Below are 24,417 nucleotides of genomic sequence, written 5' to 3'. Positions count from 1 at the left end.
GGCAAATTGCCGCGCTTTTTTATTAGCTGGCCGGTTTCGGTGAATTTGCGCCGAGGCACGTGCGCGGCCTGCTGTTAAAATAGCGTGATGTTGATCCTTCCCACCGATTTCGATGCGGCGCGCAACTGGCTCGCGCACCGGCTCGATACCGTCAGGCTGGCGCCGGGCGGCGATGTGCAGACCGCCGACGACACCACGCCGGCCGCCGTGCTGGTGCCGATCGTGATGCATGCCGGTGAGCCCACCGTACTTTTCACCAAGCGGCACGAGCGGCTGGCCAAGCATCCCGGCCAGATCAGCTTTCCCGGCGGGCGCATGGAGTACGAGGAAACCGCCGAGCAGGCGGCGCTGCGCGAGACCGAGGAAGAAGTGGGCATTGCCCCCACCTTTGCCACCACGGTGGGTCGCCTGGCGCAGTACACCACCATTACCCGTTACAAGGTCACCCCGGTGGTGGCCCTGCTGCGGCCCGGTTTTGTGCTGAGCCGCCAGGTGGACGAGGTGGACGAAGTCTTTGAAGTTCCGCTGGGCTTTGTGCTGGATCGAACCAACTTTACCGAACGCGTGCTGAACTTCCCGGAAGCGCGCCGGGTGACCTATTCCCTCAACTGGGAAGGCAAGATCATCTGGGGCGCCACGGCGGGAATGCTGATGACGCTGTATCAAACCTTGATTGAAGAGAAGCAACCATGAGCGCTGCCAATACCGTACTTTCCACCCAGCGCCTGACGCTAGAACCGCTGACCGCCGCCCATGCGCCGCTGTTATTGGACGGTTTGAACGACCCCTCGCTGTACCAGTTCATCCCGCAGAATCCCCCCGCCTCGTTGGAGGCCTTGACGGCCCGGTTCCAGCGCCTGGAAAGCCGCAGTTCCCCCGATGGCGCCGAATGGTGGCTGAACTGGGCGGTGCGCTTGGGCACTGACGGCGCCTATATCGGCCAGGTGCAGGCCACCGTGAACGAGGACAATGTCGCCAGCATGTCCTGGTTTGTTTTCGCGCCCCACCAACGCAAGGGCTATGCCACCGAAGCCTTGAACAAACTGCGCGAACACCTGATCGGCCCCTTCATGGCCGAGGCGTTCGAGATCTTTATCGATACCCGCAACAAGCCCTCCATCGCCCTGGCGGAAGCGCTGGGCTTCAAGCGTGAAGCGCTGCTGCCCAATGCCGACAATTTCAAGGGCAGCAAGAGCGACGAATATCGCTACGGCTTCAAGCCCGCCGGCGCGGCCAAGGCCGCCAAGCCGGCTGGAAAGACCAAGCGATGAACGACGATATCGTCGTCGCCTATACCGACGGCGCTTGCAAGGGCAACCCCGGTCCGGGCGGTTGGGGTGCCTTGCTGGTCTATAAGGGCCAGGAAAAGGAAATATTCGGCGGCGAGCCGGATACCACCAACAACCGCATGGAACTGATGGCCGTGATCGCTGCGCTGGAAAGCCTCAAGCGGCCCTGCGCGGTCAGGGTCTGGCTCGATTCGCAGTACGTGAAGAACGGCATCGAAAGCTGGATCCACGGCTGGAAGCGCAATGGCTGGAAGACCGCCGACAAAAAGCCGGTCAAAAACGCCGATCTCTGGCAAAGGCTGGATGCCGTGCGCGAGCTGCATAAGGTCGAGTGGAGCTGGGTCAAGGGCCATGCCGGCCACGCCGGCAACGAAAGAGCGGATGGCCTGGCCAACCGGGGCGTCGCATCGATCAGGTAGGGAGCCAACGAGCGGAAAGGCAAGCATGTGGAGCAAGTTGTTCAGCAAGAATCGCCAGGCCAGCCAGGCCTTTATCCTGTTCACGGTCTTTCTGGACGTGCTGGGTATCGGTCTGATCATTCCGGTGCTGCCTTCCCTGGTAGGGGAATTCACCGCCAGCCGTGATCAGCAGGCTTACTGGTATGGCGCGTTGAGCGTGACCTACGGGGTTATGCAATTCTTCTGCGCACCCATGCTGGGCGCCCTCAGCGATCGCTTCGGCCGTCGTCCCGTCTTGTTATTGTCGATCTTCGGCCTGGCGGTCAGCTATGTCGTCCATGCCGTGGCCGCCTCCTTGCTCAGCCTGCTGCTGGTCCGCATCCTGAGTGGCGGCACCGGCGCCAGCTTTTCGGTGGCGAACGCCTATATGGCCGATATCACCAGCACGGAGCAGCGAGGCAAGAGCTTTGGCCTGCTGGGCGCCGCCTTCGGCATGGGTTTTATCTTCGGTCCCATGCTGGGCGGCGTGCTGGGTGCCTATGACCTGCGGCTGCCCTTCGTCGTGGCGGCCGTTCTGGCGCTGCTCAACGGGCTCTATGGCTATTTTGTCCTGCCGGAGTCCCTGCCGGTCGAACGGCGCGCGGCTTTTTCGTTCCAGCGCGCCAATCCCTTCTCGGCCTTGGGCAACCTCTCGCGCATCCATGGCGTGGGTGGCCTGATCTGGGTGTTCGCGTTGACGGTGTTGGCGCAGTTCATCCTGCAGACCACCTGGGTGCTCTACACCGAATTCCGCTTCGGCTGGGGACCGCCTGAAAACGGCGCGGCCTTGTTTGTCGTCGGCATGGTCGGCGCCCTGGTGCAGGGGCTGTTGCAAGGGCGGCTGTTGAAGCGTTTCGGCGAGGTCAGGCTGGCCCTGTTCGGTTTGGCTTCCGGCACCGTCGCCTTCCTGTTGTATGGCTTGGCCACGCAGGGCTGGATGCTGTACTGCATCGTCCTGGCCAATTTCCTCAGCTTCGCGGCGGGACCGGCTTTGCAGGCCATCGTGTCGAAATCGGTCGATCCCAGCGAGCAAGGCCTTACCATGGGCTCGCTCAACGCCATCAATAGCGTGGCCATCATTGTCGCGCCCGTGATTGGTAGCTCGCTATTGGCGGAAGTAAGTCACCTTCCCGGCAACGATTGGCGCTTGGGTGCTACTTTCTACATTTGTTCGGTGTTGCAAGGGCTGGGTCTGCTGCTGGCTGTGCTGCACTTCAATCGTCAGGCCAGGCAGCGAAGGGTGCCGGCGGGGGATACCGTTCCGTCGGTTGATCTTCCCGCCTCCCACTCATGACAGCCTGACGGCGCATTTCAATCAGTAACACCGCCGAATCCATCCACCTCACCGTTACGTGGATAGGTTTGGCGCTTCTTTAGGAAACCCGCTTCACATGCGTCAAATCATCCTCGATACCGAAACCACCGGCCTGAGGGTCGAAGACGGCAACCGCATCCTGGAAATCGCCGCGGTCGAAATGGTGAGCCGAAAACTTTCGCCGCCCGAGCGGCATTTCCATCGGCATATCAACCCCGAGCGGGATAGCGAACCGGGCGCCTTGAATGTGCACGGCTTGACCACCGAATTCCTGGCCGATAAGCCGAAATTCGCAGCCATCGTCGACGACTTCCTGCGCTTTATCGAAGGCGCAGAGTTGATCATCCATAACGCGCCCTTCGATATCGGCTACCTGAATATGGAGCTGGCCAAGCTGGGGCGCGGCAAGATGAGCGATTACGTCAGCGGCGTGATCGATACCCTGCGCGATGCCAAGGAAATGTTTCCCGGCAAGCGCAATAGCCTCGATGCCTTGTGCGACCGCTTCGAAGTGGATCGCAGTGCCCGGACCCTGCACGGCGCGCTGATCGACTGCGAACTGTTGGCCGAGGTGTACCTGTCCATGACCCGTGGCCAGGACAGCCTGCTGATCGACTCGACCGCCGCGACCGATAGTCACGATCTTGCCGGCTTGGCGGCAGCCGCCAGTGCGGCGCGTGACCGGCGCGGCGCGTTGAAGCGCGTGGCCGCCAGCGAGGCGGAACTGGCCGAGCATGCGGCCTATCTCGACGCGCTCGATAAGGCGGTAAAAGGGCAATGCCTATGGCGTAGCCTGGACACCGAAGCGGCCACGGCATGAATCGCTTCGTCGCCCTCCTGCCGGCGGCCGGCTCGGGCAGCCGCATGGGCGCGGCAACGCCCAAGCAATACCTGCCATTGTTGGGACAGCCCTTGCTGGTGCATACCTTGCGCGCCTTGCTTGGCTGCCCCGGCCTGGAACGGGTCGTACTGGTGCTGTCGCCCGACGACGCCTGGTTCGAGCCGGCGTGGGTGGCCGGCATGGATAAACTCACCGTCCTGCGCTGCGGCGGCGCCAGCCGGGCAGAAACCGTGCGCAATGGCTTGGCCGCCTTGCAGGCCAGCGTGGCGGCAGACGATTGGATACTGGTGCATGATGCGGCGCGGCCGTGTATCGGCGTCGAGGAAGTGGAGCGCCTGATCGACACCCTGCGCGATGATCCGGTCGGCGGGCTGCTTGCCTTGCCGCTGGCGGATACGCTCAAGCGGGCCGACGGCGAGGGCCGCAGCCTTGCCACGGTGCCGCGCGATACGCTGTGGCGCGCCCAGACACCGCAGATGTTCCGTCATGGCATGCTGCTGCGTGCCCTGGAAAGCGCCACGCATGCCGGTATCACCGATGAGGCCAGCGCCATCGAGGCGCTGGGGCTGGCGCCGCGCCTGGTTGCCGGCAATGAGCGCAATATCAAGGTGACCTATCCGGATGATCTTGCGCTTGCCTCGCTATATCTCGCAGAAAGGAACCGCGTATGAGCTTTCGCATAGGGCAGGGTTGGGACGTGCACCGCCTGGTGGAAGGGCGTCCCCTGATATTGGGCGGGGTCACCATCCCGTTCGACAAGGGGCTGTATGGCCACTCCGATGCCGATGCGCTGCTGCATGCCATCACCGACGCCTTGCTGGGTGCGGCCGGACTAGGCGATATCGGTCGTCATTTTCCCGACACCGACCCGGAATTCAAGGGTGCGGATAGCCGTGCGCTACTGCGCGAGGCTTATCGCCGGGTGCGCTTGGCCGGTTGGACGCTAGGTAATCTGGATGCCTCCATCCTGGCGCAAGCGCCGAAGATGGCGCCGCATATCGCCGCCATGCAGGGCAATATCGCCGAGGATCTGGGTGTGGCCGTCACCCAGGTAAATATCAAGGCCAAGACCTACGAAAAGCTGGGGCCGGTCGGCGAAGGAGCCAGCATCGAGGCGCAGGCGGTTTGCCTGCTGTTCACGAGCTAATCCAGGGGCGCGCCCGGCTAGGGGGTAGTCGGGCGAAAACCGTGGCGGCAATCCTATTGGAGCTGAGTACCTGGCGGTTAGTGGAGTCTCAGCAGCAAGGCGGATATCAACGTTCCTTGCAAGGTGCTGACCGCTACCACCCAGCGAATCAGTTCCGCCTTTAGCTCCGATGTACGTTTATCGGATTTCGAATCCAGCATTTCAAGCTTGGCATTGAATTCGACGGCATGCTGATCAATCTTGGTGTTGGTTTTTTCAAGCTTGGCATTGAATTCGACGGCATGCTGGTCAATCTTGGTGTTGGTTTTTTCAAGCTTGGCGTTGAATTCGCTAGCATGCTGGTCAATCTTGGCATTCAATTCGATGGCGTGTCGGTCGATCTTGGCATTCAATTCGACCACGTGCTGGTCAATCTTGACATTGGTCAGTACGAGGTCTTTATCGATGTTGGTCAAATGCTGGTTAATATCCGACTTGGTCGAGTAGGTTTCAGCGTACCCCGCATGCTCGGTGGCCAGTACGTCGGCCAGCATCATCACTTGCGCCTTGGCGTGCTCGGTTGGAATGCCGGCCTGCTCCAGGCGTGCAACCATTTGTAAGGTATCGAACGTCATCGTTGCAACCATTTCTGAATCCCTCTTTATTAAAATAATATGTCGTGGCGTAAAATAAACTTGATATGGCTATTCGCAAGCGGACCATGGCAATGGGCAGCTACCCACGGCGAGGCCATCCGCTTCGCGAACAGACCGCTTGGCGGCTGATTAGTTGCGTGTGATTGTGTGGCGGCTTTGCCTAAGACCGAAGCTTGACTACAGCCTGGACAAATATCCACCATGCGACCGCCCAGAAGAGGATGGCGCACAGCCAGCCAAACAGGCTGGGGCCCGCCCAGCCGCCGGACTCGGCATTGCCGAAGACGGGTAGGCCAAGCATGGAGAGCACCCAGAGCGGGCCGTAAACCGAAGCTGCGACCGCTGGTGCCAATATCGCGGGCAATCTGTCCGCAACGGCGACAAGCGTAAATTGGACGGCAAGGATCCCAGTAGCTACGAAGTTACGCATGCGTGCACTTTTTGTTGGGTTGGAACCTTCATGCTGGAAGCTGGGGGTGGGAAGTTCCGCATACCGGATTATGAATCAGTTCTATCTTGGCGTGGCATACCAAAATAGCATGAACTCGGGGTCGTCGGTGCGAATCGTATGGCCTCTCAGACCGAGCAGATACGTCGAAATCCGGAAGATCTCGTACGGCACTAGACGCACACGTGCCGGTGATTGATCGAGTTCGGATCAGCAAACTTGCTCCAACGCCGACAGTTACCTTTATACGGAGCCGCGCCAATTCAAGCCGACGGAGAATTTTACGAAAGTTTCGGATCATCTGCCAAAGCAGACTATGTTGATGCCAATACAATGGATATCATCGTAATTACCATGTGGCATATAGGTAACCTACCCCCGCTTGGTGATGGATTTGTCTACGCCATCCACTAGATTACTTGGGCATGTAAGAATTGCGCTTGCAACCGAATTATATGTGCGGGAAAGATTTTCTATGAGTGATGTAAGGGTTGGTCGAAATAGTTTGAATGCAATTTCTGGATCGAGTTCATTAGGGAGTCCGCCCACTCGGTCTGGTGAAATTAAAGTGCAGGATGGTGTGCTCATTTCAATTGAACTTGCAGCGAAAGGCGTATTGAAATGCTTTGATGGGATTATAAAAAACCTGTTCTCTCGGGCGCAAGAGCCAGATCATCAATTGATTGCACGTCAGATTGAGGAAAACAATACACGGATTCGAGGTCTGCTGGATCGCATGAAAGAATGTGTTGAGGGAGTTAAGCGGGAGAAAGAAGAGCTGGATAGACATATACAATGTTTTGCGCCGCGAATCGAGTACGGCCGCATCATCGAGGCGTATGAAAATGAATGCAATGCGCTAGCAGATTCCTTGCCTGACAGAGTTGGAGCGGAAAAAGAAAAAGCAGTTGTAGGTAGCAATAATACCGAGCACCATTTCGTATTTGAAGAGCTGCGGCAACAAATTTACGCATTGTTGCGCGAGAACAGTAATTTGCAAAACGATGCTTCCCAAAAAGCAAGAAGTGGTTTGTGCAATGCTAAATTCAATAAGGCGCAGCTGAGGGCTGCCGCTGTTAATCCGTCCGATGTTGATGCTTTGAATAGAATACTCAACCAGGCAAGTCCGTTACACCGCTTTAATAGATCCGCATTGCCGTCGCTGGGAGGGTTGGAAGAATGTTTTCAAAGTCGTCTTGTGGATGAGTATCGTGTTAAGGAAAAGGTTGATTTTATCAAAACGGAGACGCTTAAGCTATCCAATCGTAGTGAAGGGTACGAAGTAACTTATAAAATTGAGGGAGCTACGGATATTTTGCGCAGTTGCGAGAAATTGGAAGTCGAACTCTCTGAAATAAGTAGTAAAGGGGGAGGGTCGGCTCGAATGAATTCCATTAAAAGAGATTTGGCGGAAGGGTACGCAAAATTGGATCAGGGCGAATTTAAGGTTCGTTACAAGGATGGAAAGAATCCTGACGGCGTAGAAACCCAAGATACGCGGAGGCTTGAGAAAATTTTCAATTCATATGGGAAGAAAGTCTGTTCTCGATCCGGCTTCGCATAACCTCTCCCAGGTGAAATCGGCAACCACTAAGCGCTATGGCCGAACCTCGACACCCAGGCGCGCCTGTCTTCCGCGTTTTGTCGCACCTGGTCCAGCTTGAAGGGTCTTGCCATGGCGGGATCTCCAACGAGTTTGTTCGCTGGAGCCAAACTCTCCACGCTGGGTAGACTGAAGGTGCTGTTCCGTTAGCGCTAATGGAGGTGGTCATGCGTCAGCGAATGATTCAAGAATTATCGACTTCCTAAGCTGGCAACCTTTTCGCACCACGTCGATTCCGGCGCGCTATCCTGAGTAGATCCCCATCCTTTGTCGAGGCTTCGATCATGAGGCGTTTCGCGGCAGCATTCGCGGCGCTATTGCTTGCCCGGGCAGCTTGTGCCGAGGAAGTCGGCGCCTTGCAGCCCATTCCGATCGCGACCGGGGAATGGCCGCCGTATATTTCCACGACGATGCAGGACAAAGGCATCCTTGGCGGCCTGATGAACCGCGTCATGGCCCGGATGGGGACCCGCCCGGCCTGGGTTTTCGTCAGTTGGCCACGGGTGGAGCAGATGGTGCAGAACGGCGAGGCTTTTGCCGGCCTGCCTTATGTGCCGACCGCGCAGCGCATGCAGAAATATCACTTCAGTTCGCCGCTGATAGGCGGCCGCACCGTCCTGTTCTACCACGCCGGCGATAAGATACGCCCACCTTTGCAGAACGTGCGTGAATTGGCCGGCAAGACACTGGCTACGCCGCGGGGATATTGGTGGGACGAAGCCATGCGCTCGGCCGGCGCCGTCATCCTGTACTCGCCCGATGAAGCCGCCGCGCTGCGGGTGCTGGAAAGCGGGCGGGTGGACTTCATGCCGCAGGACGAATTGGTCGGCTGGTATCTTATCCAGCAGAATTCCCCCGGCCGGGCGACCCAGTTCGCCACCATCGCCATGCCATTCGGGCCTGAGCAGCAATCGCTGCACCTGATCGTGTCGCGCAAATATCCGCATGCCCAAGCCTTGTTGAGCAGCTTCAACCAGGCGCTGGAAATTATCCGCCGCGACGGCAGCATGGAAAAGGCGCTGGCCGATTTCCACGAAGGCGTCATGCAGAAATAGCCGCAGGCGCCCGCCGAGGCTTGAACACCCATGCCATTTCCTTCCATCTCGGCCTAGAATCGCGGCGATACTCAACCCATTGCCGCAGGCACTTGCCTGTTGTCAGGAGAAAGTCTTGTCGCCACTGATCACCGCCACCGAGCTACTTGTACAAATCGATCAGCCTGAGCTGCTGCTGTTCGATTGCCGCCACGACCTGGCCGACCCCAAGGCTGGCCGTCAGGCCTATGAAGCCGGCCACTTGCCCGGCGCTTATTTCCTGCACTTGGACGACGATCTCTCCGGCCTCAAGACCGGTGATAACGGCCGCCATCCGCTACCCGATCCAAAAGCGCTGGCACAGCGGCTGGCGGCATCGGGTTTGGCGGCGGATCGGCGGGTAGTGGCCTATGACGCGCAGGGCGGCATGTATGCGGCGCGCTTGTGGTGGTTGTTGCGTTGGCTTGGCTTTGACTCTGTACAGGTGCTCGATGGCGGCGTAGCTGCATGGCAGGCCGCCGGTGGCGCGCTGACCCAAACCGTGCCGGCGGTGCGTGCGGGCAGCTTCGATGCGCGCGTGCATAAGGCCTGGACCGTCGATGTCTCGACGGTGCTGGACAATCTGGACCGGCAGGAATTCACCGTGATCGATGCCCGGGCGCCGGGACGCTTTGCCGGTGAAGGAGAAACCATCGATCCGGTGGCGGGACATATTCCCGGCGCCCGCAACCGGTTTTTCCAGGCCAATCTGGCGGCCGACGGCCGCTTCAAACCGGCCGCTACGCTGCGCGAGGAATGGCAAGCCATCCTGGCCGGCACCGATGTCCACGATACCGTGCAGCAGTGCGGTTCGGGCGTTACCGCCTGCCATAATCTATTGGCGCTGGAAGTGGCTGGCCTGAAGGGCAGCCGGCTCTATCCGGGCTCATGGAGTGAATGGTGCAGCGATCCGGGAAGGCCGACGGCAAGGGGAGCGGAATAGCATCCCGCCTCGGCTCAGCTTGTTAAGCGGCTAAGGCAAGTCGTTGAATATTGGGCCGAGCCTGCTGCTTTGCCTCCCATAGATCGCGTTGGGTCTGTATGCGCAGCCAATAGCCCTCGGTAGTACCGAGGGCTGCCGCCAAGCGTAAGTCCACATCGGCCGTTACCCTACTATGGCCATTGATGATTTTGGACATGGTTGTGCGCGATACGTCGATACGGTCGGCGAACCCTGCGATCGTCTGGTCCAGGTCGTCTAGCCAATCCTTCAAAATCTCGCCCGGATGGGCAGGGTTGTGCATGTGCATACGATCTCCTAGTGGTAATCCAGATAATTGAGGAGTTCTACATCTGTTCCCTGCCAGCGGAAGATGAGACGCCAGTTGCCGCTTACTGTCAGTGAAAAGTAACCTTTCAGGTTACCCTTAAGCGGATGATAGCTAAAGCTGGGTAGCGCCAAATCCGACGGTGCGGCTGCGGCATCCAAGGCAGTCAACAGCTTGCGCAGCTTCGCGGCATGAGCTGCTTGTATGCCTGCTTGGTTTCCAGTGTGATGAAACTGCGCTAGACCCTTGTGTTGGAAGCTCAATATCATGAGTGTAGTGTAAATAACTTGTTTACGTTCATCAACTTTGATTGACGCTTGCTTCAGCTGCTTCCAGGAGCATGGCCATCCTTTCGAGAATGGCTTGCTGTGTATGAACCATAGGTCCGTTTGCACTTGGATGGTGAAGTTGATCCAGTGGACATCACGGAATTCCGTCCACTCGCTGCACTTGGACGACGACCTATCCGGCCTCAAGACCGGCCGCTACGCTGCGCGAGGAATGGCAAGCCATCCTGGCCGGCACCGATGTCCACGATACCGTGCAGCAGTGCGGTTCGGGCGTTACCGCCTGCCATAATCTATTGGCGCTGGAAGTGGCTGGCCTGAAGGGCAGCCGGCTCTATCCGGGCTCATGGAGTGAATGGTGCAGCGATCCGGGAAGGCCGACGGCAAGGGGAGCGGAATAGCATCCCGCCTCGGCTCAGCTTGTTAAGCGGCTTAGCCGAGCCGTTGAATATCGGGCCAGGCCCGCCGCCCATGGTGCGCTGGGTTGGCAGCTTCATTCAGCCTCCCCGTTACTGATTGAATGGGTGGGTGCTTGTCTTGAAATAGACCTCATGCCAGAGCGTCACTTTGTCATCCGAATCGAATTGCAACAGCAGCATTGCGTCGAAGTCATCTATGCAGTTGTAAGTACGCAGCACCTTGGCACGCAGCGCCAGCACGATGCTCTCTTCGGTAGCGACAGTGTGATCCACCCGATAATCGATTGTGGAAATGGTGCTTTTGAAACTTTCCAGAAACTCCTGGTAATTTCCATGCTCGGCAGCGTAGCGGCGCCCGTTGGCGAATACGGTGAATTGGGGCGCAAAGCATTCGGCGATGAGATCGCTACTGAGTACGCTGTCGTGCCGCAGGTTGCGGCGGTTCCAGTCCAGCAGCCGATCGGCAAGCTTTGCGTTGTGTGTGGACTTCTCGGTCATCCTGTTCTTCGCTCTATCGGTATGGTGAAAGCGAATTGACTGCAAAGCCCCGCCATAGTTGCGCTGCTTTCCTTGCAGATATTGCCAACGTCGAAGGACGCTGTCGGAATCACGGCATTCCGCCCCACTCGTCTATGCTGGTGTGGAGCCTTCCCGATTATTCTTCTTCCTTCCAAGCCATCATGACCAAACCTGAAAAGTTCGACCCCTTGGCCGGTCTGATCGAGCACGAAATGGGACCGGCGCAGAAAGCGGACCGCTGGGCCGGCCGCTTGTTGAAGCTCACCCTGCTATTCCTGTTCGCCGATATCGCCCTGTTTATCGTCTTCATGCTGACGGCGGCCGACCTGATCCCGGACCGTCTGGTGGCCAACGTGCTGCCGCATTGGGACTATCTGGCCGGCGGCACACTGCTCGCGGTAATTGCCACCTTTATCTGTGGCGTGCTGAAGATGAGCTATGAGATGACCGAGTCGTAAGCGCTGCCGGCAAGGCAGCGGACCGTCCCAGGAACCACTACGCATATTTTCTGTCCGCTAAGGATCGCGGTGGCCAAGCGTCGCCGCATTCCGGATCGATCAGGGAGGATGCGCGTATGCAAACAATACACTACCTGCTGGATAACAATACCTGGCAAAACCTGTTGGAAGCGGTGGCGGCGGCGGCTGCCGCCATGGCCCTGCTGGTGATGTTGCGGTGGCTGGCCTGTAGTTATCTGAGCAAACTTGGCGACAGGAAGAAGACCCAGCTCGACGATATCGTCGCCAAGGCCCTGGCCACCACGCACTGGGTGGTCCTGGCCATCGCGGCCCTCTATGTCGGCGGCAATCAGCTGGACCTGACCGTAACGGCCGACCGGCTCTTGAGCAACGCGTTGATGATTGCCCTGACGGTGCAGGCAGGCATCTGGGTCAGCAAGGTGATGGTGGGCTGGCTGCGCTTGCGGGCCGAGGAGAGTGCCGGGTCCGATACCATCGTCACCCACCTGGCCCTGGTGGATTTCATGGTGCGCCTGCTGGTGTGGGTGGTGGTGGTACTGTCGGTACTCTCCAACCTGGGTTTCAATATCACGGCCATGGTGACCTCGCTGGGCATCGGCGGCGTGGCGGTCGCGCTGGCGGTGCAGAATATTCTCGGCGATCTGTTCGCCTCCATGTCCATCGCGCTGGATAAACCCTTCGTGGCGGGCGATTCCATCGTGGTGGATACCATCTCCGGCACGGTCAAGCACGTGGGCCTGAAAAGCACCCGGGTGCAGGCCGACTCGGGCGAAGAGGTGGTGTTTTCCAACGCCGACCTGCTCAAGAGCCGCATACGCAACTACAAGCGGATGGATGAGCGCCGCGCCCTGTTCGGCTTCAGCCTCAGCTACACCACCCCGACCGAGATGCTCGGCCGCATCCCCGCCATGGTCGAGGAAATCGTCCGCGACCAGCCCGAGACCCGCTTCGATCGCGCCCACTTCAAGACGCTGGGCCGAACAGCCTGGACTTCGAAGTGGTGTACTTTATGTTGAAGCCGAATTACGCCTTGTTCGCCAATACCCAGCAGGCGATCAATATCAGCCTGCTGGAACGCTTCCGGGAAGAGGGCATCCAGTTTGCCTCGCCCATCGGCGCCGCCGTGCAATTCAGCGAGCCCGTGAGCGATGGCGAGACGCCGGCCCGTAGCGCCACGGCGGCTTCGGATCGGACGCCGGCGCGGCTACGGGCCAAGACCGCGAAGGGGCCGGTAGCTTAGCTGGGGAGCGGCATTGTTCATCTCAGACGACGAGCACCTCGGGTAAGGCGAAGCCGTTGAAGGTGCTGCCGCAGGCATTGCTGTACGCCCCGGCGTTGCGGACGTAGATAAAGTCGCCCTCCTGCAGGTCGGCCGGTAGCGGCTGGGTACGGCTGCAGATGTCCATGGAGTCGCAGGTGGGGCCCGCCACCACCCATGGGATCGTTGCGCCGGTCCGGTCGCTGCGCATGTCGTATTCGATTCCGGTGGTGGTCTCCAACAAGCCGTTGAAGACACCGGCATCCAGGTAAGCCCAGGGCTGGTTTTTGCGAATGGTATGGCCAATGACCCGGCACACCAGCCAGCCGGCATCCGAAACCAGGAAGCGGCCTGGCTCGGCCATGATGCGGACGTCGGCCGGGACAGCCTCCAAGGCCTCGTTGATCAGCGCGCCTATGGTGGCGATAGCGGGAATCGCGTCGCGATGCTCGACCGGAAAGCCACCGCCGAGATTCAATAATCGCGGGGTGAGGCCTCGGGCGCGCATGGCGTCGAATAGCCGTACCGCCGCGGCGATGCCGATCTGCCAGTTGCGTGGCTGCAGGCATTGCGAGCCGGCATGGAAGGTGGCACCGGCCAGGTCGGCGCGCAGTCGCACCGCCTCGTCCAGAATGGCGGCCACTTCGTCTTCGAAGACACCGAATTTTTCCGATAGCGGCGAGACCGAGCCGGTATTGTCCGTGTGCAGGCGCAGGTAAAAGCTGGCATCCGGCTTGATGGCACGCACCTTGCGCAACTCGGTGACCGAATCGATGACATACCATTGCACGCCGGCCGCCGCCGCTTCCGCCACTGCTTCGCGCGCCCGCATCGGGTTGCTGTAATACAACTCGCTGGCGGGAACATCCAAGGCACGGCACATCGCCAACTCGGCCGGCGAGGCGATTTCGAAACCGGCGCCCGCTTCTCGCAATACCTTCAACACCTGCGGGTCGGGATTGCATTTGACCGCGTAGTGCGGTGTGACGCGCGGCATGGCGGCCTTGAAACGCGCCACTTTCTCACGCAGTACCGCGCTATCCATCAACAGGAACGGGCCGGTATAGCCTTTTTGCAACTGCTGGCGAACCAGTTCGAAATCCGCCTGTATCTCCTGGCCGGGATCGAAAACGCGTGGCATGGCATGCCTTTATGCGAAATAAGGGAGCCGCAGTGTAAAACAGCGGCGCGGCCGCCGGCAAAGGCAAGCGCGACAGTGGCAAGTGGCTTGGCCATAATGTCCGCCGCCCGTCCGACCCCACCGCGAGACTAACCATGTTCCTGTCCAGCCCCGATCATATCGACAGCTATTACGCCGCCAGCTGCCCCGAAGCCAGGCAGTCCAGACCTGCCTTGGCGGACGAGCTGGAGGTGGATGTGGTGATTGTCGGCGCCGGCTATACCGGGCTCTACACTGCCTTGAACCTGGCCGAGGCGGGCTTGTCGGTTGCGATCCTGGAAGCCAGTCGGGTGGGCTGGGGGGCATCGGGACGCAATGGCGGGCAAATCATCCTGGGCTTCTCCTGCGATATGGCGCCGTTCGAAGCCACGCTGGGGTTGGGCGGTGCGCGGCGCGTCTGGGGCTTGATCCAGGATGCGGCCGGCGAGATCCGCCGCCGTATTGCCGACCATGGCATAGCCTGCGACTTGGCCGAGGGTCATCTGTGGACCTCGGTGCAGCAGCGTCGCGTCAAGCTGCTGACCGACTGGCAGGAGGAAGCCGCGAAAAAATGGGGATATCGATCGCTGCATTTCATCCCCAAGTCCGAAATCCCGCGGCATATCGGCTCGGACCGCTACCAGGCCGCCCTGCTGGACAGCAGCGGCGGCCATCTGCACCCGCTCAAATATGTGCACGGTTTGGCGCGCGCCGCCGAGGGGCGCGGGGTACGGATATTCGAGCAGACAAAAGCCTGCCGCTATAGCGAAACCGCCGAGGGCGTCGTGGTGGAGACCGAGCGCGGACGCGTCAGGGCCGGTAAGCTGGTATTGGCGTGCAATGCCTATATCGACCGGCTCGATAGCCGTCTGCAGCGAAAAGTGCTGCCGGTCGGCACCTATATGATCGCCACCGAACCGCTGGACGAAAGCCTGGCAAGCAGCTTGCTGCCCAGCGGCCATGCGGTGTCCGATAATCAATTCATCCTCGACTACTTTCGCCTTTCGGCCGACAGAAGGCTGCTGTTCGGCGGTAAATGCACCTACACCGGCCGAACGCCCAGCCGGCTGGCCGAGGGCATGCGACAGGACATGCTCAAGGTGTTCCCGCAGCTGCGGGAGGCACGTATTTCCCATGCCTGGGGAGGCCATATCGATATCACCGTGCCCCGTACGCCGGACTTCGGCCGGGCCGGCAATGTCTATTGGGCGCAGGGTTTTTCCGGGCACGGCCTGGTACCCACCTGTGTTGCCGGCCGTGTGCTGGCGGAAGCCATACGTGGCGACCAGGCGCACCTCGATCTATTCATGGCCCTGCGCAATCCCGATATTCCGGGCGGAGAAAGGCTGGGCGGGCTGCTCCAGGTGGTGGGCATGTCCTACTACCGCTTACGCGACTATTTTTGAGTCGCCGCTCGTCGGGAAAGCAGGTCAAAGGTAAACCGTCTGGCGTAATGTCGCTCCAATAGGGATGCAGGGCTCGCTGACTCCCTGGCATCGCTTTGGAGAAACCTTATGATCAACACCATAGGCAACAGTACCGTACCGGGCGCCCAGCGCGATCTGAGCGCGACCGAAAACGCGAAAAGCCGGTTATTGGGGCAATTGTCGTCCGGCAAGCGTATCAATAGCGCGGCGGATGATCCGGCCGGCAGCGCCATCGTCGAGCAGTTCGCGGCACAGATCGTCGGCAGCAACCAGGCGGCCCGCAATCTGAATGATGGTATTTCCCTGGCGCAGACCGCCGATGGCGCGCTTGAAACGGTGCAGGACAATACCCAGCGCATTCGGGAGCTGACCGTGCAGGCCGGCAATAGCACCCTCAGCGCGGCCGACCGTTCGGCCATCCAGGGCGAGGTCGATACGCTCAGCCGCTCTAACAGCGATACCCTGCGCAATGCCAATTTCAACGGCCAACAGCTGTTCCAGGGCGGCAGCCAGACCTTTCAAGCCGGCCCGAATGCCAATGACCAGATTACGGTATCGCTCAATAATCTGAATTCCGGCGCCATTGCCGGAACTGGCAGTATCGATCTCTCGTCCACCACCAGTGCGACCGCCGCGCTGGACAGCCTGGACAAGGATATCGACACATTGAACAGCAACCGCGCCACCCTGGGCGCGCTCAATAGCCGCTTCGAAGCCAGCATCAAGAATCTGAACAGCCAGTCCGACAATCTATCGGCAGCCAAGAGCCGCATCGGCGACACCGACTACGCCGCCGCGACCAGCCGGCTGGTGCAGGAGAACTTTCGCAGCCAGGCCGAACTGTCGGTTCAGGTCCAGGCCAATGCTAATTCCAAGCAGGTGTTGTCGCTGCTGCGGTAAGAACGCACTCACTCATCCGCAATCCGCCCAGCGGCAATGCCGCGCCAATGTTTACCGCCAATGAGGATAAAGCGCAGCTTGTCCTCCATCTGGCTGACCGTGCCGGGGCTGGCGGTGGGTTGGTCGTCGGACGGGTTGATCAGTTCCGGCAAGGTGGAAAACACCGTCTTCACAATCAGGCTGGCGAGGATTTCCAAATCGGCCGGGCCGAGGTGGGTCAGCTTGCTGCTCAAGGCCAAGTCGGCCTGCAAGTCTGCGATAAAGTGCTGCTGAACGGTCGCTACCGCTTGCCGCACCGCTGCCGAACCGCCGAACTGCTCCCGCGCCAGGAACAGGAACAACAGCCGGTGCGCTTCGGCGTATTCGACGAAGATGCGGACCGAGGCGGTAATCGCGCCTTGGCGTTCGATTTCGTTGCGCCGAACCAGCCGTATCACTTCGCGGAAGGTGGAGCTGACCTGCTCCACCAGGGCCAAGCCCAGGCTGTCCATATCCGGAAAATGCCGATAGAAGGCAGCAGGCACGATACCGACCTGGCGGGTGACTTCGCGCAGGCTGATCGCGCTGAAACCCCGACCGCTGGCCATCAGCTCAAGCGCCGCATCCAGCAGCGCCTGGCGGGTTTGCTGCTTCTTTTCGGCACGGATCGGTTTACTGACGGTTTGCATGCTGCCTACTCGACGACTTCCCGCTGATACGGCTTGGCGGCGTTGGTTCGGAAATAAGAAATACCGCCTACCAGTATTGACTGGTATCCGGTTGGGGAAAACGCCTGCCGTTAAGCCCTGGATGCGCATTCCCAAGCGCCGAAATGTAGCAGAAGCGGGGCGGACGAGGGCGGTGTCGTGATAGGGAGCGATAATATTTAAGTGAACAGTTGTTGACTGAAACCAGTTTGACTGGCATCTTGGTAAACATACGTTCACTCAAATGGTCCCGGCAATGCCGCTACTACCCGCTGCACTGGTCAATCGCCTACTGCCCCAGCTTCGTCCTCTGCGGCGCGGCGCCTTGGCCAGCCTGGTGCGCGAGGACATCTTCGATTTCTACGGCCGCCTGCTGCACCCTCAGCTGCAGCTGCACCGCGTATTCGCGCGCGTGCTCAGCTGCCGGGAAGAAGGCGACAGCAGCCTGGTCCTGACGCTGGCGCCCAGTGCGAATTGGCGGGGCATGCAGCCCGGCCAGCATGTGGCGCTTACCGTGGATATTGATGGCATACGCCATACCCGCCGTTACAGCCCATCGGTGCTGCCCGGCGGCCAAGTGGAAATCACGGTCAAACGGCAGGAAGGCGGACTGGTCTCGGGCTGGCTGCACGAACAGGCCAAGCCGGGCGATTACCTGGAGCTGGGCCAGGCCGAAGGCGACTTCGTCCTGCCGGCCACGCCGCCCGCCAAGTTGTTGCTGTTGGCTGCCGGTAGCGGCATCACGCCCTTGTTGGCGATGTTGCGTGCCCTGCGCGCGCAGGCCTATCAGGGCGATGTGGTGATGCTGTACTACGGCAGGCGGCGCGCCAATTTGGCGCATCTGACCGATCTGGCCAGCTTTCCCGGCCTGCGTCTGCATATCTGTCTGACTGGCGAAGCGCCGGGAGACGGCGAATCCAGCGGCCGTTTCAGCGCCGCGCAACTGGATGAGCTGGTGCCCGATGCCGCCGAGCGGCGGGCTTATGCCTGCGGTGCCCATGGCTTCGTCGCTTCGGTCCGCGCTGTTTGGCAGGCACGTGCCTTGCCGGCCTTGGCCGACGAGGCCTTCACGCCTCCCGTCTGGCAAGCCGCCGACGATTTACCCATTACCCTGACTTTCGCCCGTTCGGTCGGGCAATTGCCCGGCCGCACCGGCAGCACCCTGCTGGAACAGGCCGAAGCCCTGGGCCTGCGGCCGGCTTTCGGCTGCCGTATGGGCATCTGCAATACCTGTAGCTGCCACAAACGCACCGGTGCGGTACGCGATTTGCGCACCGGCCTGGTATCGACCGAACCGGACGAAGCCATCCGCCTGTGCATCAGCGCGCCGGTCGGCGATGTCATCCTCGATCTTTAAGTTTCAGGAAACCATGCATATGGCGACCAGCCGCACCCTCAGTCCACAAGAGTCGGAAGCCTTCGGCCAAGAGCTCGATGCCTTGCGCAACCGCACCTTGGCCGATATCGGCGCGGCCGATGCCCGCTATATCCGCCGCGTCCGCGCCAGTGTCAGGCTCACCGAGCTGGCCGGCCGCACCCTGCTGTTCGCCGGCTTCTTCATGCCGACCTGGATTGTCGGTGTACTGCTGCTGGCCTATTCCAAGATCGTCGACAATATGGAGCTGGGCCACAATGTGATGCATGGCCAGTATGATTTCATGAACGATCCGGAATTTTCCGGCAAGACCTATGAGTGGGACCACAGCTCCACCAGCGATGCCTGGCGCAATACCCATAACTACCAGCATCACACCTATACCAATGTGTTGGGCAAGGATCACGATATCGGCTACGGCACGGTCCGGGTCTTTGCGGAGCAGCGCTGGCGCCCGTTCTACCTGCTGCAACCCTTGTGGGCCCTGTTGCAGGCCGTGTTGTTCGAATACGCCATCGCGATTTTCGACCTGAAGCTGGATCGCTATTTCAAGGGCAAGATCAGCAAGGCGGAGCTGGCGGCCAAGCTGCCGCCGGTCAAGCGCAAGCTATGGCGCCTGTTCCTGAAAGACTTCGTTATCTTCCCGCTGCTGGCCGGTCCGCATTTTCTCGCGGTGCTGGCGGGTAACGCCCTGGCCAGCCTGTTGCGCAATCTCTGGACCTTTACCGTGATCTTCTGCGGTCACTTTACCGAGCATGCCGAAGTGTTCCCCGCCTCGGTGCTGAAGAACGAAACGCGTGGCGCCTGGTATGTGCGCCAGCTGCGCGGTTCGTCCAATCTGAGCGGTAGCCGCCTGCTGCACTTTATGACCGGCAACCTCAGCCACCAGATCGAACACCATCTGTTTCCCGATCTGCCGGCCCGGCGCTATGCCACCCTGGCGGTGGAAGTCCGCGAGATCTGCCAGCGTTATGGCCAGCACTACAATACCGGCAGCTTCGCCGGCCAGTTCCTGACCGTGCTGGCAAGAATTTTCCGCCACGCTTTTCCCAGCAGGCCGGTTGTCAAACCCGCCTAAGGAAAACGGCCTCATAGTGAGGCCGTTTTCAATTTGCAACTTGATGCTTCTACTTCGCGCCGCCCGTCAGGCTGGCCAGCGCGGATTTCGCCGCCTCCCGGCCGGCATCGTCGCGGCTACGGCTGATGATGCCTTCCAGAGCCAGCTTATGCGCGCTGAGTAGCGCATCAGCGGCGGCCACCGGCACTTCCGGCACCACGCCCTTACCTTCCCAGTTGGTCTTGGTGATAGGGTTGATCGCCTTGCCATTGGCGACAAAGACCTGGAAGTGCGAATGAACCCGATACATATCGCCCGGGTGGGCGCCGCCGCCGGTGGTTTCACCGACGAGGGTGGCCCGCTTCAGCGATTGCAGGTTGTAGCTGAACTCCTCGGCGGCCGAGAACGTCCGCTTGGCGGTCAGCACGAAGACAGGGGTATTGGTCAGGCGCGGGCCGGGTACGTAGGCATGCGACCAGTACTGGGTCGTGGCGTTCTGGGGCCGATAGTACAAGTCGTTCAGATGAACCGGCGTGGTACCGAGCAGATAGGAAGTCAGCAGCTGCACCATTTCCGGGCTGCCGCCGCCATTGTTGCGCAGATCGATGATCAAGGCGTCGGTATTGGCCAGGAACGTGATGGCCGCGGTCGCGGTGGGGCCTGCCAGGGCCGGTTCGTCAAAGGCATCCAGCCGTAGATAGCCGACATTGCCATCGAGCAACTTGACCTGGCGGAAGCCAAAGTTGTTTGCCTTGGCTTCCACCGCATAACGAGCCAGTTCCTCGGCCGATTCAGTGGCGGTCACCTGGTCCTGCGCGATCGGCTCGGTACGGAAACGTACGCGCAGATGCTTGTCCTGGCTGACGGCGCGCAGGTCGTCGGTCAGTTTATTGGCGAAGGCCTTCGCACTGCCCAGCTTGTCATACTCGCCACGCTGCTGGCGGGCGCGCAGGTCGGCAGCCATTTTTTCGGCCAGCTCGGGGTAGATATAGTCGGCGCCGATGAATTTGCTGGTATTGCCTATCACTTCCGCGCGGGTAGCCGCGTCTATCGTCATATCGTCCGGGGCGGCCACGGCCAGCAGACTGCTTGCCGCTACGCCGCTCAACAGCGCTTTTCTGGAAAGGGACAAGGGAGTCATTGCATACACCTCTATATAAAGAACAAAGAACGCCGGTTGGCGAATGGTGTGGAAGTTTAGCGAGGTAGATGCTGCGTTTGGCGGGGAATTTGCTAGTATCTCCCTAAATTTTCAGTGGTAAACGCTGTGATGGACAAGATTGACTGCGATATCGTCGAGTTGCTGCGCCTGGATGGGCGCCTCAGCTACCGTGAATTGGGCGAACGTATCCACCTCAGTGCCAATGCCGTGGCCGAGCGGGTGCGGCGGTTGCAGGCCAAGGGTACGCTGACCGGTTTTTATGCCGACGTAAACCTGGCGGACCTGGGGCTGCCGCTGGAAGCGCTGATCGAAGTCAAGATGCGTGCCGAGACCAGCGCCGAGCATTTCGAGGCCGTTATCCAGACTATCCCCGGCATCGTCGATGCGACGCTGCTGACCGGTTCGTTCGACTACCTGCTGCGGGTTGCCTGCGCCGACCAGCAGGACCTGGTCCGCCTGATCGAAGCACTGCGTGAACGGGCCGGCGTGCAGGAAACCTATAGCCGCATGGTATTGCGGCAGTTGCCCATGAAGGGACGGCTGGGTGTCCGGGTAGGGCGGTAAGGGAATCGCTACCGCCCTGACGGTTTTTCGCTACCCCTTTACTGGGTGACCAGGCCTTCCATCTTGACCACCTCGAATTGACTCCCCTTGACGCTGCCCAGCTCGCTGAGCAGCTTGTCGTTGTTCCAGCGGGGGTCCGGCGCGCCGCTGATGTACCAGTCGCTGCCGTTATCCGCCACCAGCATGCCGTAGGTTTTCATTGCCTGCAGGATGGCCCTGGATTCGGTGCTGAATTGCGCCGGAATCGCATAGCTCGCCTTCAGCCGGACACGCATGCCCATGGGTGGGCGGTTCGGGTCGGTGCTGCTGGAGGCGGCGTGCGTGGCCGGAGGCAGATACGCGCGGCGCGACTGCCGGACGGTAAAGCGCAACGCATGGCGGATGGCGCCGGTAGCGGCTTCGTCGTATCGCACCAGGCCGGGGAAGATCGGCAGGCCGGCCGCATCGGCGCTGGTCCAGCCTGCCTGGCCGCCGGGGCGGACGGTATTGCTGTCCAGCCGGAACACAGCGCCGGAATCCGCGTCCCAGGCGCCGCCCGTTTGGGGGAAGGCGCGGTAAAGCTCGTACAGCCGGTTGTTGTCGCGGTCGATGACCAGCACGTGGCGGTCACCGTCGAAGCTGGCGCCATCGGGGCGCTGGCCTTCTATCGGGGCATTGCCCGGTACCGGGTAGGGACCGGGGTCGCTCTCGTCGCCATAGGCAAGGAATCGAATGGTCGCCTTGGCTTGCGCCCCGCTGACCACCACATAGGGAATCCCGATGGGCGCGCCTTCATACAAGCCGGAACCGAAGTCCGGATGCAGGCCTCGGGTCAGCCCTATGGTGCTGATCAGGTTGGCGGAATTGGGATCGACCGGTGCCTGGGAAATATCGCGGTTCCAGGCATTGTCGGCGGGGAAGGGGAGACTGCCGTTCAAGGGCGCGCCTACGCCCAGGGCGGCGGTGGTCATCGAGCCGTAGTGGACTGCGCTGCTGCCGACCGCCAGGCTGGTGCTGGCGGTAATCGTGCCGGCGGCATTGCTGGCGGTCAGGACATAGGTGGTACTGGCGGCGGGCGCGACGCTGAGCGAAGTGCCGCTGACCGGGCCGCCCGGTGAGATGCTCAGGTTGGTGGCGCCGCTGACTTGCCAGTTCAGTACGGACGATTGCCCTGGCGCAACGGCGGCGGGGCTGGCATCGAAGCGCTGGATACTGGGGAGGGTGGCAGCCGGCGGGGTCACCGGCGGAGGCGTGGTCGTGCCGCCGCCGTCATCGCCGCCGCCACCGCAGGCGCCCAGGAGGCCCAGCCCGGCGAGCAAGCACAAACCGCGCAGCGTAGTCATGACGTTGTCCTTAATGGGCGAAGGACTCGATGATAGCGCTGTTGCCCCGCTCCCCTCGTGTGAAAAGCACCAAGGGAAGTGTCCCGCTGGTTCAGCGACCTTTCAGCATGCTTTGCGCTACCGCTTCGGCCACCCGGATGCCGTCCACGCCGGCCGACAGGATGCCGCCCGCATAGCCGGCGCCCTCGCCGGCCGGGAAGAGGCCGCGCACATTCAGGCTTTGGCAATCGTCGCCGCGCGTCAGCCTGATGGGCGACGACGTCCTGGTTTCCACGCCGGTCAGCACCGCATCGTGCATGGAAAAGCCACGGATCTGCTTGTCGAAGGCGGGCAAGGCTTCGCGGATGGCGGCAATCGCGTAGTCGGGCAGGCTGCTATCGAGTTCGCCCAGTTTGACGCCCGGCTTATAGGAGGGTTCGACCGCACCCAGGGCGGTGGAAGGACGCTTGGCCAGGAAGTCGCCGACCAGTTGCGCGGGGGCTTCATAGTTCTCGCCGCCCAGGACGAAGGCGTGCGATTCCAGCGCCTGCTGGAATGCCACGCCGGCCAAGGGGCCACCGGGGTAGTCGGCCGGCGTGATGCCCACCACGATGCCGGCATTGGCATTGCGTTCATTGCGCGAGTACTGGCTCATGCCATTGGTGACCACGCGGCCGAGTTCGGAAGTGGCCGCGACCACGGTACCGCCCGGGCACATGCAGAAGCTGTAGACCGAGCGGCCATTGCCGGCGTGATAAACCAGCTTGTAGTCGGCCGCGCCGAGGATCTCGTTGCCGGCATGCTTGCCGAAGCGGGCGGTATCGATCAGCGACTGCGGGTGCTCGATGCGAAAGCCCACCGAGAAGGGCTTGGCTTCCATAAAGACGCCACGGTGGTGCAGCATCTCGAAGGTATCGCGCGCGCTATGTCCCAAGGCCATCACCACATGGTCGCTGCGCAATTGCTCGCCGCTTTCCAGGGTGACGCCGCGAACCTGGCCCTGTTCGATCTGGATGTCGGTGACCTTCTGCTGGAAGCGGATCTCGCCGCCCAGCGACTGGATGGTCTCGCGCATGCGCTCGACCACGCCCACCAGCCGAAAGGTGCCGATATGCGGCTTGCTGACGTACATGATCTCGTCCGGTGCGCCGGCCTTGACGAACTCGGCCATCACCTTGCGGCCCAGGTAGCGCGGGTCCTTGATCTGGCTATATAGTTTGCCGTCCGAAAAGGTGCCCGCGCCGCCTTCGCCGAACTGCACATTGGATTCCGGATGCAGGGTGTTTTTGCGCCATAGGTCCCAGGTATCCTTGGTCCGCTGGCGCACTTCCTTGCCGCGCTCGAGGATGATAGGGCGCAAACCCATCTGTGCCAGCAACAGTCCGGCAAAGATGCCGCAAGGTCCCAGGCCGACCACGATGGGACGCTCGCTCAGTTCGCCCTGTGCACGGATGGGGAACTGGTATTCGGTATCGGGCGTGGGGCCGATCTTGTTGTCGCCGGCCAGTTTTTTCAGCAGGGCAGTTTCGTCCTTTACCGAAAAATCGATGCAATAGCTCAGCATCAGCGGATGCCCGCGGCGGGCGTCGTGGCTGCGCTTGAACACGGTAAAGCCGAGCAGTTCGGCCGGCTTGATCTTGAGTCGCTGGGCTATGGCCGCCGGCAGGGCATCCGCCGCGTGGTCAAGCGGGAGCCGGAGTTCGTTCAGTCGCAACATGCGGTAATCCAATATAAATGCGGGAAGCGGGCCGACCCGGCAGCTGCGCCG

Annotated in this window: 28 protein-coding genes; 18 read left to right on the top strand and 10 right to left on the bottom strand. The window is 60.7% G+C overall.

All coding sequences use genetic code 11. The features are described 5' to 3' along the window. Positions 1-87 precede the first annotated feature (87 nt). The 7 genes from FNU76_RS07360 to ispF all read left to right on the top strand — a co-directional run bounded on the left by FNU76_RS07360 (position 88) and on the right by ispF (position 5,029). Positions 88-693, top strand: a complete 606-nt coding sequence (locus FNU76_RS07360; RefSeq protein WP_144277589.1) for an NUDIX hydrolase — start codon at positions 88-90, stop codon at positions 691-693. Continuing rightward, entirely contained in the window at positions 690-1,271 is a 582-nt protein-coding gene (locus FNU76_RS07355; RefSeq protein WP_144277588.1) for a GNAT family N-acetyltransferase, read from the top strand. Before FNU76_RS07360 ends, FNU76_RS07355 begins: the two co-directional genes overlap by 4 nt. Next, the gene (gene rnhA / locus FNU76_RS07350; RefSeq protein ID WP_144277587.1) at positions 1,268-1,708 is read left to right on the top strand and encodes a ribonuclease HI; all 441 of its coding nucleotides are present in this window, start codon (positions 1,268-1,270) and stop codon (positions 1,706-1,708) included. The genes FNU76_RS07355 and rnhA overlap by 4 nt, the downstream gene beginning before the upstream one ends. A 25-nt stretch (positions 1,709-1,733) precedes the next feature. Beyond that, on the top strand, positions 1,734-3,020 hold the full coding sequence (locus tag FNU76_RS07345; RefSeq protein WP_144277586.1) for a TCR/Tet family MFS transporter: 1,287 nt from the start codon (positions 1,734-1,736) through the stop codon (positions 3,018-3,020). 97 nt (positions 3,021-3,117) lie between these two features. Next, the gene (gene dnaQ, locus FNU76_RS07340) at positions 3,118-3,861 is read left to right on the top strand and encodes a DNA polymerase III subunit epsilon (protein WP_144277585.1); all 744 of its coding nucleotides are present in this window, start codon (positions 3,118-3,120) and stop codon (positions 3,859-3,861) included. Next, positions 3,858-4,553, top strand: coding sequence for a 2-C-methyl-D-erythritol 4-phosphate cytidylyltransferase (ispD, locus tag FNU76_RS07335; RefSeq protein ID WP_144277584.1), 696 nt, complete (start codon positions 3,858-3,860; stop codon positions 4,551-4,553). The genes dnaQ and ispD overlap by 4 nt, the downstream gene beginning before the upstream one ends. Next, the gene (gene ispF, locus FNU76_RS07330) at positions 4,550-5,029 is read left to right on the top strand and encodes a 2-C-methyl-D-erythritol 2,4-cyclodiphosphate synthase (RefSeq protein WP_144277583.1); all 480 of its coding nucleotides are present in this window, start codon (positions 4,550-4,552) and stop codon (positions 5,027-5,029) included. The genes ispD and ispF overlap by 4 nt, the downstream gene beginning before the upstream one ends. A gap of 77 nt (positions 5,030-5,106) precedes the next feature. On the opposite strand, the gene FNU76_RS07325 is transcribed toward ispF, so the two are convergent. Together FNU76_RS07325 and FNU76_RS24055 are read right to left on the bottom strand one after the other, a co-directional pair. Beyond that, a complete protein-coding gene (locus tag FNU76_RS07325) occupies positions 5,107-5,643 on the bottom strand; it encodes a CCDC90 family protein (protein ID WP_179958385.1) in 537 nt (178 codons plus the stop codon). A 181-nt stretch (positions 5,644-5,824) separates the two neighbouring features. Continuing rightward, on the bottom strand, positions 5,825-5,965 hold the full coding sequence (locus FNU76_RS24055; protein ID WP_179958384.1) for a hypothetical protein: 141 nt from the start codon (positions 5,963-5,965) through the stop codon (positions 5,825-5,827). A gap of 622 nt (positions 5,966-6,587) precedes the next feature. Between FNU76_RS24055 and FNU76_RS07320 the strand changes: the two genes are divergently transcribed. The 3 genes from FNU76_RS07320 to FNU76_RS07310 all read left to right on the top strand — a co-directional run bounded on the left by FNU76_RS07320 (position 6,588) and on the right by FNU76_RS07310 (position 9,731). After that, the gene (locus FNU76_RS07320) at positions 6,588-7,676 is read left to right on the top strand and encodes a hypothetical protein (RefSeq protein WP_144277581.1); all 1,089 of its coding nucleotides are present in this window, start codon (positions 6,588-6,590) and stop codon (positions 7,674-7,676) included. 323 nt (positions 7,677-7,999) lie between these two features. Beyond that, positions 8,000-8,770: a substrate-binding periplasmic protein gene (locus FNU76_RS07315; RefSeq protein ID WP_144277580.1), complete on the top strand. Its 771-nt coding sequence runs from the start codon at positions 8,000-8,002 to the stop codon at positions 8,768-8,770. A 115-nt stretch (positions 8,771-8,885) separates the two neighbouring features. Next, complete coding sequence (locus FNU76_RS07310) at positions 8,886-9,731, top strand: sulfurtransferase (RefSeq protein WP_144277579.1); 846 nt, start codon at positions 8,886-8,888, stop codon at positions 9,729-9,731. Between the two features lie 22 nt (positions 9,732-9,753). On the opposite strand, the gene FNU76_RS07305 is transcribed toward FNU76_RS07310, so the two are convergent. The 3 genes from FNU76_RS07305 to FNU76_RS07290 all read right to left on the bottom strand — a co-directional run bounded on the left by FNU76_RS07305 (position 9,754) and on the right by FNU76_RS07290 (position 11,260). Next, on the bottom strand, positions 9,754-10,038 hold the full coding sequence (locus FNU76_RS07305) for a HigA family addiction module antitoxin (RefSeq protein WP_144277578.1): 285 nt from the start codon (positions 10,036-10,038) through the stop codon (positions 9,754-9,756). A gap of 8 nt (positions 10,039-10,046) precedes the next feature. Beyond that, positions 10,047-10,325 carry a type II toxin-antitoxin system RelE/ParE family toxin gene (locus FNU76_RS07300; RefSeq protein ID WP_144277577.1) on the bottom strand — a complete coding sequence of 93 codons (279 nt, stop codon included), beginning with the start codon at positions 10,323-10,325 and terminating at the stop codon, positions 10,047-10,049. Between the two features lie 527 nt (positions 10,326-10,852). Further along, positions 10,853-11,260, bottom strand: a complete 408-nt coding sequence (locus tag FNU76_RS07290; protein ID WP_144277576.1) for a hypothetical protein — start codon at positions 11,258-11,260, stop codon at positions 10,853-10,855. A gap of 182 nt (positions 11,261-11,442) precedes the next feature. Here FNU76_RS07290 and FNU76_RS07285 point away from each other — a divergent pair, with 182 nt between their 5' ends. The 3 genes from FNU76_RS07285 to FNU76_RS07275 all read left to right on the top strand — a co-directional run bounded on the left by FNU76_RS07285 (position 11,443) and on the right by FNU76_RS07275 (position 13,000). Then, positions 11,443-11,739: a hypothetical protein gene (locus FNU76_RS07285; protein ID WP_144277575.1), complete on the top strand. Its 297-nt coding sequence runs from the start codon at positions 11,443-11,445 to the stop codon at positions 11,737-11,739. A 116-nt stretch (positions 11,740-11,855) separates the two neighbouring features. Next, on the top strand, positions 11,856-12,776 hold the full coding sequence (locus FNU76_RS07280; protein WP_144277574.1) for a mechanosensitive ion channel family protein: 921 nt from the start codon (positions 11,856-11,858) through the stop codon (positions 12,774-12,776). Then, a complete protein-coding gene (locus FNU76_RS07275; protein ID WP_144277573.1) occupies positions 12,770-13,000 on the top strand; it encodes a hypothetical protein in 231 nt (76 codons plus the stop codon). The genes FNU76_RS07280 and FNU76_RS07275 overlap by 7 nt, the downstream gene beginning before the upstream one ends. Positions 13,001-13,022: 22 nt before the next feature. On the opposite strand, the gene FNU76_RS07270 is transcribed toward FNU76_RS07275, so the two are convergent. Then, entirely contained in the window at positions 13,023-14,159 is a 1,137-nt protein-coding gene (locus tag FNU76_RS07270; protein ID WP_144277572.1) for a type III PLP-dependent enzyme, read from the bottom strand. 134 nt (positions 14,160-14,293) lie between these two features. On the opposite strand from FNU76_RS07270, the gene FNU76_RS07265 reads away from it, so the two are divergent. Beyond that, a complete protein-coding gene (locus FNU76_RS07265; RefSeq protein ID WP_144277571.1) occupies positions 14,294-15,583 on the top strand; it encodes an NAD(P)/FAD-dependent oxidoreductase in 1,290 nt (429 codons plus the stop codon). A gap of 108 nt (positions 15,584-15,691) precedes the next feature. Further along, complete coding sequence (locus tag FNU76_RS07260; protein ID WP_144277570.1) at positions 15,692-16,504, top strand: flagellin N-terminal helical domain-containing protein; 813 nt, start codon at positions 15,692-15,694, stop codon at positions 16,502-16,504. Positions 16,505-16,512: 8 nt separating this feature from the next. On the opposite strand, the gene FNU76_RS07255 is transcribed toward FNU76_RS07260, so the two are convergent. Then, on the bottom strand, positions 16,513-17,172 hold the full coding sequence (locus tag FNU76_RS07255; protein WP_144277569.1) for a TetR family transcriptional regulator: 660 nt from the start codon (positions 17,170-17,172) through the stop codon (positions 16,513-16,515). A gap of 274 nt (positions 17,173-17,446) precedes the next feature. On the opposite strand from FNU76_RS07255, the gene FNU76_RS07250 reads away from it, so the two are divergent. Then, positions 17,447-18,547, top strand: coding sequence for a ferredoxin reductase (locus FNU76_RS07250; RefSeq protein ID WP_179958383.1), 1,101 nt, complete (start codon positions 17,447-17,449; stop codon positions 18,545-18,547). 19 nt (positions 18,548-18,566) lie between these two features. Continuing rightward, positions 18,567-19,643 (top strand): fatty acid desaturase family protein, encoded by a 1,077-nt coding sequence (locus FNU76_RS07245; RefSeq protein WP_144277567.1) that lies wholly within the window; start codon positions 18,567-18,569, stop codon positions 19,641-19,643. Positions 19,644-19,692: 49 nt separating this feature from the next. Here FNU76_RS07245 and FNU76_RS07240 read toward each other — a convergent pair whose 3' ends face one another. Further along, positions 19,693-20,763 carry a S41 family peptidase gene (locus FNU76_RS07240; protein WP_144277566.1) on the bottom strand — a complete coding sequence of 357 codons (1,071 nt, stop codon included), beginning with the start codon at positions 20,761-20,763 and terminating at the stop codon, positions 19,693-19,695. Positions 20,764-20,892: 129 nt separating this feature from the next. Here FNU76_RS07240 and FNU76_RS07235 point away from each other — a divergent pair, with 129 nt between their 5' ends. Further along, the gene (locus tag FNU76_RS07235) at positions 20,893-21,348 is read left to right on the top strand and encodes an Lrp/AsnC family transcriptional regulator (protein ID WP_144277565.1); all 456 of its coding nucleotides are present in this window, start codon (positions 20,893-20,895) and stop codon (positions 21,346-21,348) included. 38 nt (positions 21,349-21,386) lie between these two features. On the opposite strand, the gene FNU76_RS07230 is transcribed toward FNU76_RS07235, so the two are convergent. Beyond that, the gene (locus FNU76_RS07230; protein ID WP_223879257.1) at positions 21,387-22,670 is read right to left on the bottom strand and encodes a hypothetical protein; all 1,284 of its coding nucleotides are present in this window, start codon (positions 22,668-22,670) and stop codon (positions 21,387-21,389) included. A 91-nt stretch (positions 22,671-22,761) separates the two neighbouring features. After that, positions 22,762-24,366 (bottom strand): NAD(P)/FAD-dependent oxidoreductase, encoded by a 1,605-nt coding sequence (locus tag FNU76_RS07225; RefSeq protein WP_144277564.1) that lies wholly within the window; start codon positions 24,364-24,366, stop codon positions 22,762-22,764. Positions 24,367-24,417: the final 51 nt, after the last annotated feature.

Source organism: Chitinimonas arctica, assembly GCF_007431345.1.
Lineage (GTDB): Bacteria > Pseudomonadota > Gammaproteobacteria > Burkholderiales > Chitinimonadaceae > Chitinimonas > Chitinimonas arctica.
The sequence above is the reverse complement of the archived record's forward strand: the minus strand, read 5'-3'. Positions and strand labels throughout refer to the sequence as shown.

What these genes read in the sequence shown, in the direction of transcription:
- FNU76_RS07360 (WP_144277589.1), top strand. Translation starts at nt 88, where the DNA reads ATGTTGATCCTTCCCACCGATTTCGATGCGGCGCGCAACTGGCTCGCG.
- FNU76_RS07355 (WP_144277588.1), top strand. Translation starts at nt 690, where the DNA reads ATGAGCGCTGCCAATACCGTACTTTCCACCCAGCGCCTGACGCTAGAA.
- rnhA (WP_144277587.1), top strand. Translation starts at nt 1,268, where the DNA reads ATGAACGACGATATCGTCGTCGCCTATACCGACGGCGCTTGCAAGGGC.
- FNU76_RS07345 (WP_144277586.1), top strand. Translation starts at nt 1,734, where the DNA reads ATGTGGAGCAAGTTGTTCAGCAAGAATCGCCAGGCCAGCCAGGCCTTT.
- dnaQ (WP_144277585.1), top strand. Translation starts at nt 3,118, where the DNA reads ATGCGTCAAATCATCCTCGATACCGAAACCACCGGCCTGAGGGTCGAA.
- ispD (WP_144277584.1), top strand. Translation starts at nt 3,858, where the DNA reads ATGAATCGCTTCGTCGCCCTCCTGCCGGCGGCCGGCTCGGGCAGCCGC.
- ispF (WP_144277583.1), top strand. Translation starts at nt 4,550, where the DNA reads ATGAGCTTTCGCATAGGGCAGGGTTGGGACGTGCACCGCCTGGTGGAA.
- FNU76_RS07325 (WP_179958385.1), bottom strand. Translation starts at nt 5,643, where the DNA reads ATGACGTTCGATACCTTACAAATGGTTGCACGCCTGGAGCAGGCCGGC.
- FNU76_RS24055 (WP_179958384.1), bottom strand. Translation starts at nt 5,965, where the DNA reads ATGCTTGGCCTACCCGTCTTCGGCAATGCCGAGTCCGGCGGCTGGGCG.
- FNU76_RS07320 (WP_144277581.1), top strand. Translation starts at nt 6,588, where the DNA reads ATGAGTGATGTAAGGGTTGGTCGAAATAGTTTGAATGCAATTTCTGGA.
- FNU76_RS07315 (WP_144277580.1), top strand. Translation starts at nt 8,000, where the DNA reads ATGAGGCGTTTCGCGGCAGCATTCGCGGCGCTATTGCTTGCCCGGGCA.
- FNU76_RS07305 (WP_144277578.1), bottom strand. Translation starts at nt 10,038, where the DNA reads ATGCACATGCACAACCCTGCCCATCCGGGCGAGATTTTGAAGGATTGG.
- FNU76_RS07300 (WP_144277577.1), bottom strand. Translation starts at nt 10,325, where the DNA reads ATGATATTGAGCTTCCAACACAAGGGTCTAGCGCAGTTTCATCACACT.
- FNU76_RS07290 (WP_144277576.1), bottom strand. Translation starts at nt 11,260, where the DNA reads ATGACCGAGAAGTCCACACACAACGCAAAGCTTGCCGATCGGCTGCTG.
- FNU76_RS07285 (WP_144277575.1), top strand. Translation starts at nt 11,443, where the DNA reads ATGACCAAACCTGAAAAGTTCGACCCCTTGGCCGGTCTGATCGAGCAC.
- FNU76_RS07280 (WP_144277574.1), top strand. Translation starts at nt 11,856, where the DNA reads ATGCAAACAATACACTACCTGCTGGATAACAATACCTGGCAAAACCTG.
- FNU76_RS07275 (WP_144277573.1), top strand. Translation starts at nt 12,770, where the DNA reads ATGTTGAAGCCGAATTACGCCTTGTTCGCCAATACCCAGCAGGCGATC.
- FNU76_RS07270 (WP_144277572.1), bottom strand. Translation starts at nt 14,159, where the DNA reads ATGCCACGCGTTTTCGATCCCGGCCAGGAGATACAGGCGGATTTCGAA.
- FNU76_RS07265 (WP_144277571.1), top strand. Translation starts at nt 14,294, where the DNA reads ATGTTCCTGTCCAGCCCCGATCATATCGACAGCTATTACGCCGCCAGC.
- FNU76_RS07260 (WP_144277570.1), top strand. Translation starts at nt 15,692, where the DNA reads ATGATCAACACCATAGGCAACAGTACCGTACCGGGCGCCCAGCGCGAT.
- FNU76_RS07255 (WP_144277569.1), bottom strand. Translation starts at nt 17,172, where the DNA reads ATGCAAACCGTCAGTAAACCGATCCGTGCCGAAAAGAAGCAGCAAACC.
- FNU76_RS07250 (WP_179958383.1), top strand. Translation starts at nt 17,447, where the DNA reads ATGCCGCTACTACCCGCTGCACTGGTCAATCGCCTACTGCCCCAGCTT.
- FNU76_RS07245 (WP_144277567.1), top strand. Translation starts at nt 18,567, where the DNA reads ATGGCGACCAGCCGCACCCTCAGTCCACAAGAGTCGGAAGCCTTCGGC.
- FNU76_RS07240 (WP_144277566.1), bottom strand. Translation starts at nt 20,763, where the DNA reads ATGACTCCCTTGTCCCTTTCCAGAAAAGCGCTGTTGAGCGGCGTAGCG.
- FNU76_RS07235 (WP_144277565.1), top strand. Translation starts at nt 20,893, where the DNA reads ATGGACAAGATTGACTGCGATATCGTCGAGTTGCTGCGCCTGGATGGG.
- FNU76_RS07230 (WP_223879257.1), bottom strand. Translation starts at nt 22,670, where the DNA reads ATGACTACGCTGCGCGGTTTGTGCTTGCTCGCCGGGCTGGGCCTCCTG.
- FNU76_RS07225 (WP_144277564.1), bottom strand. Translation starts at nt 24,366, where the DNA reads ATGTTGCGACTGAACGAACTCCGGCTCCCGCTTGACCACGCGGCGGAT.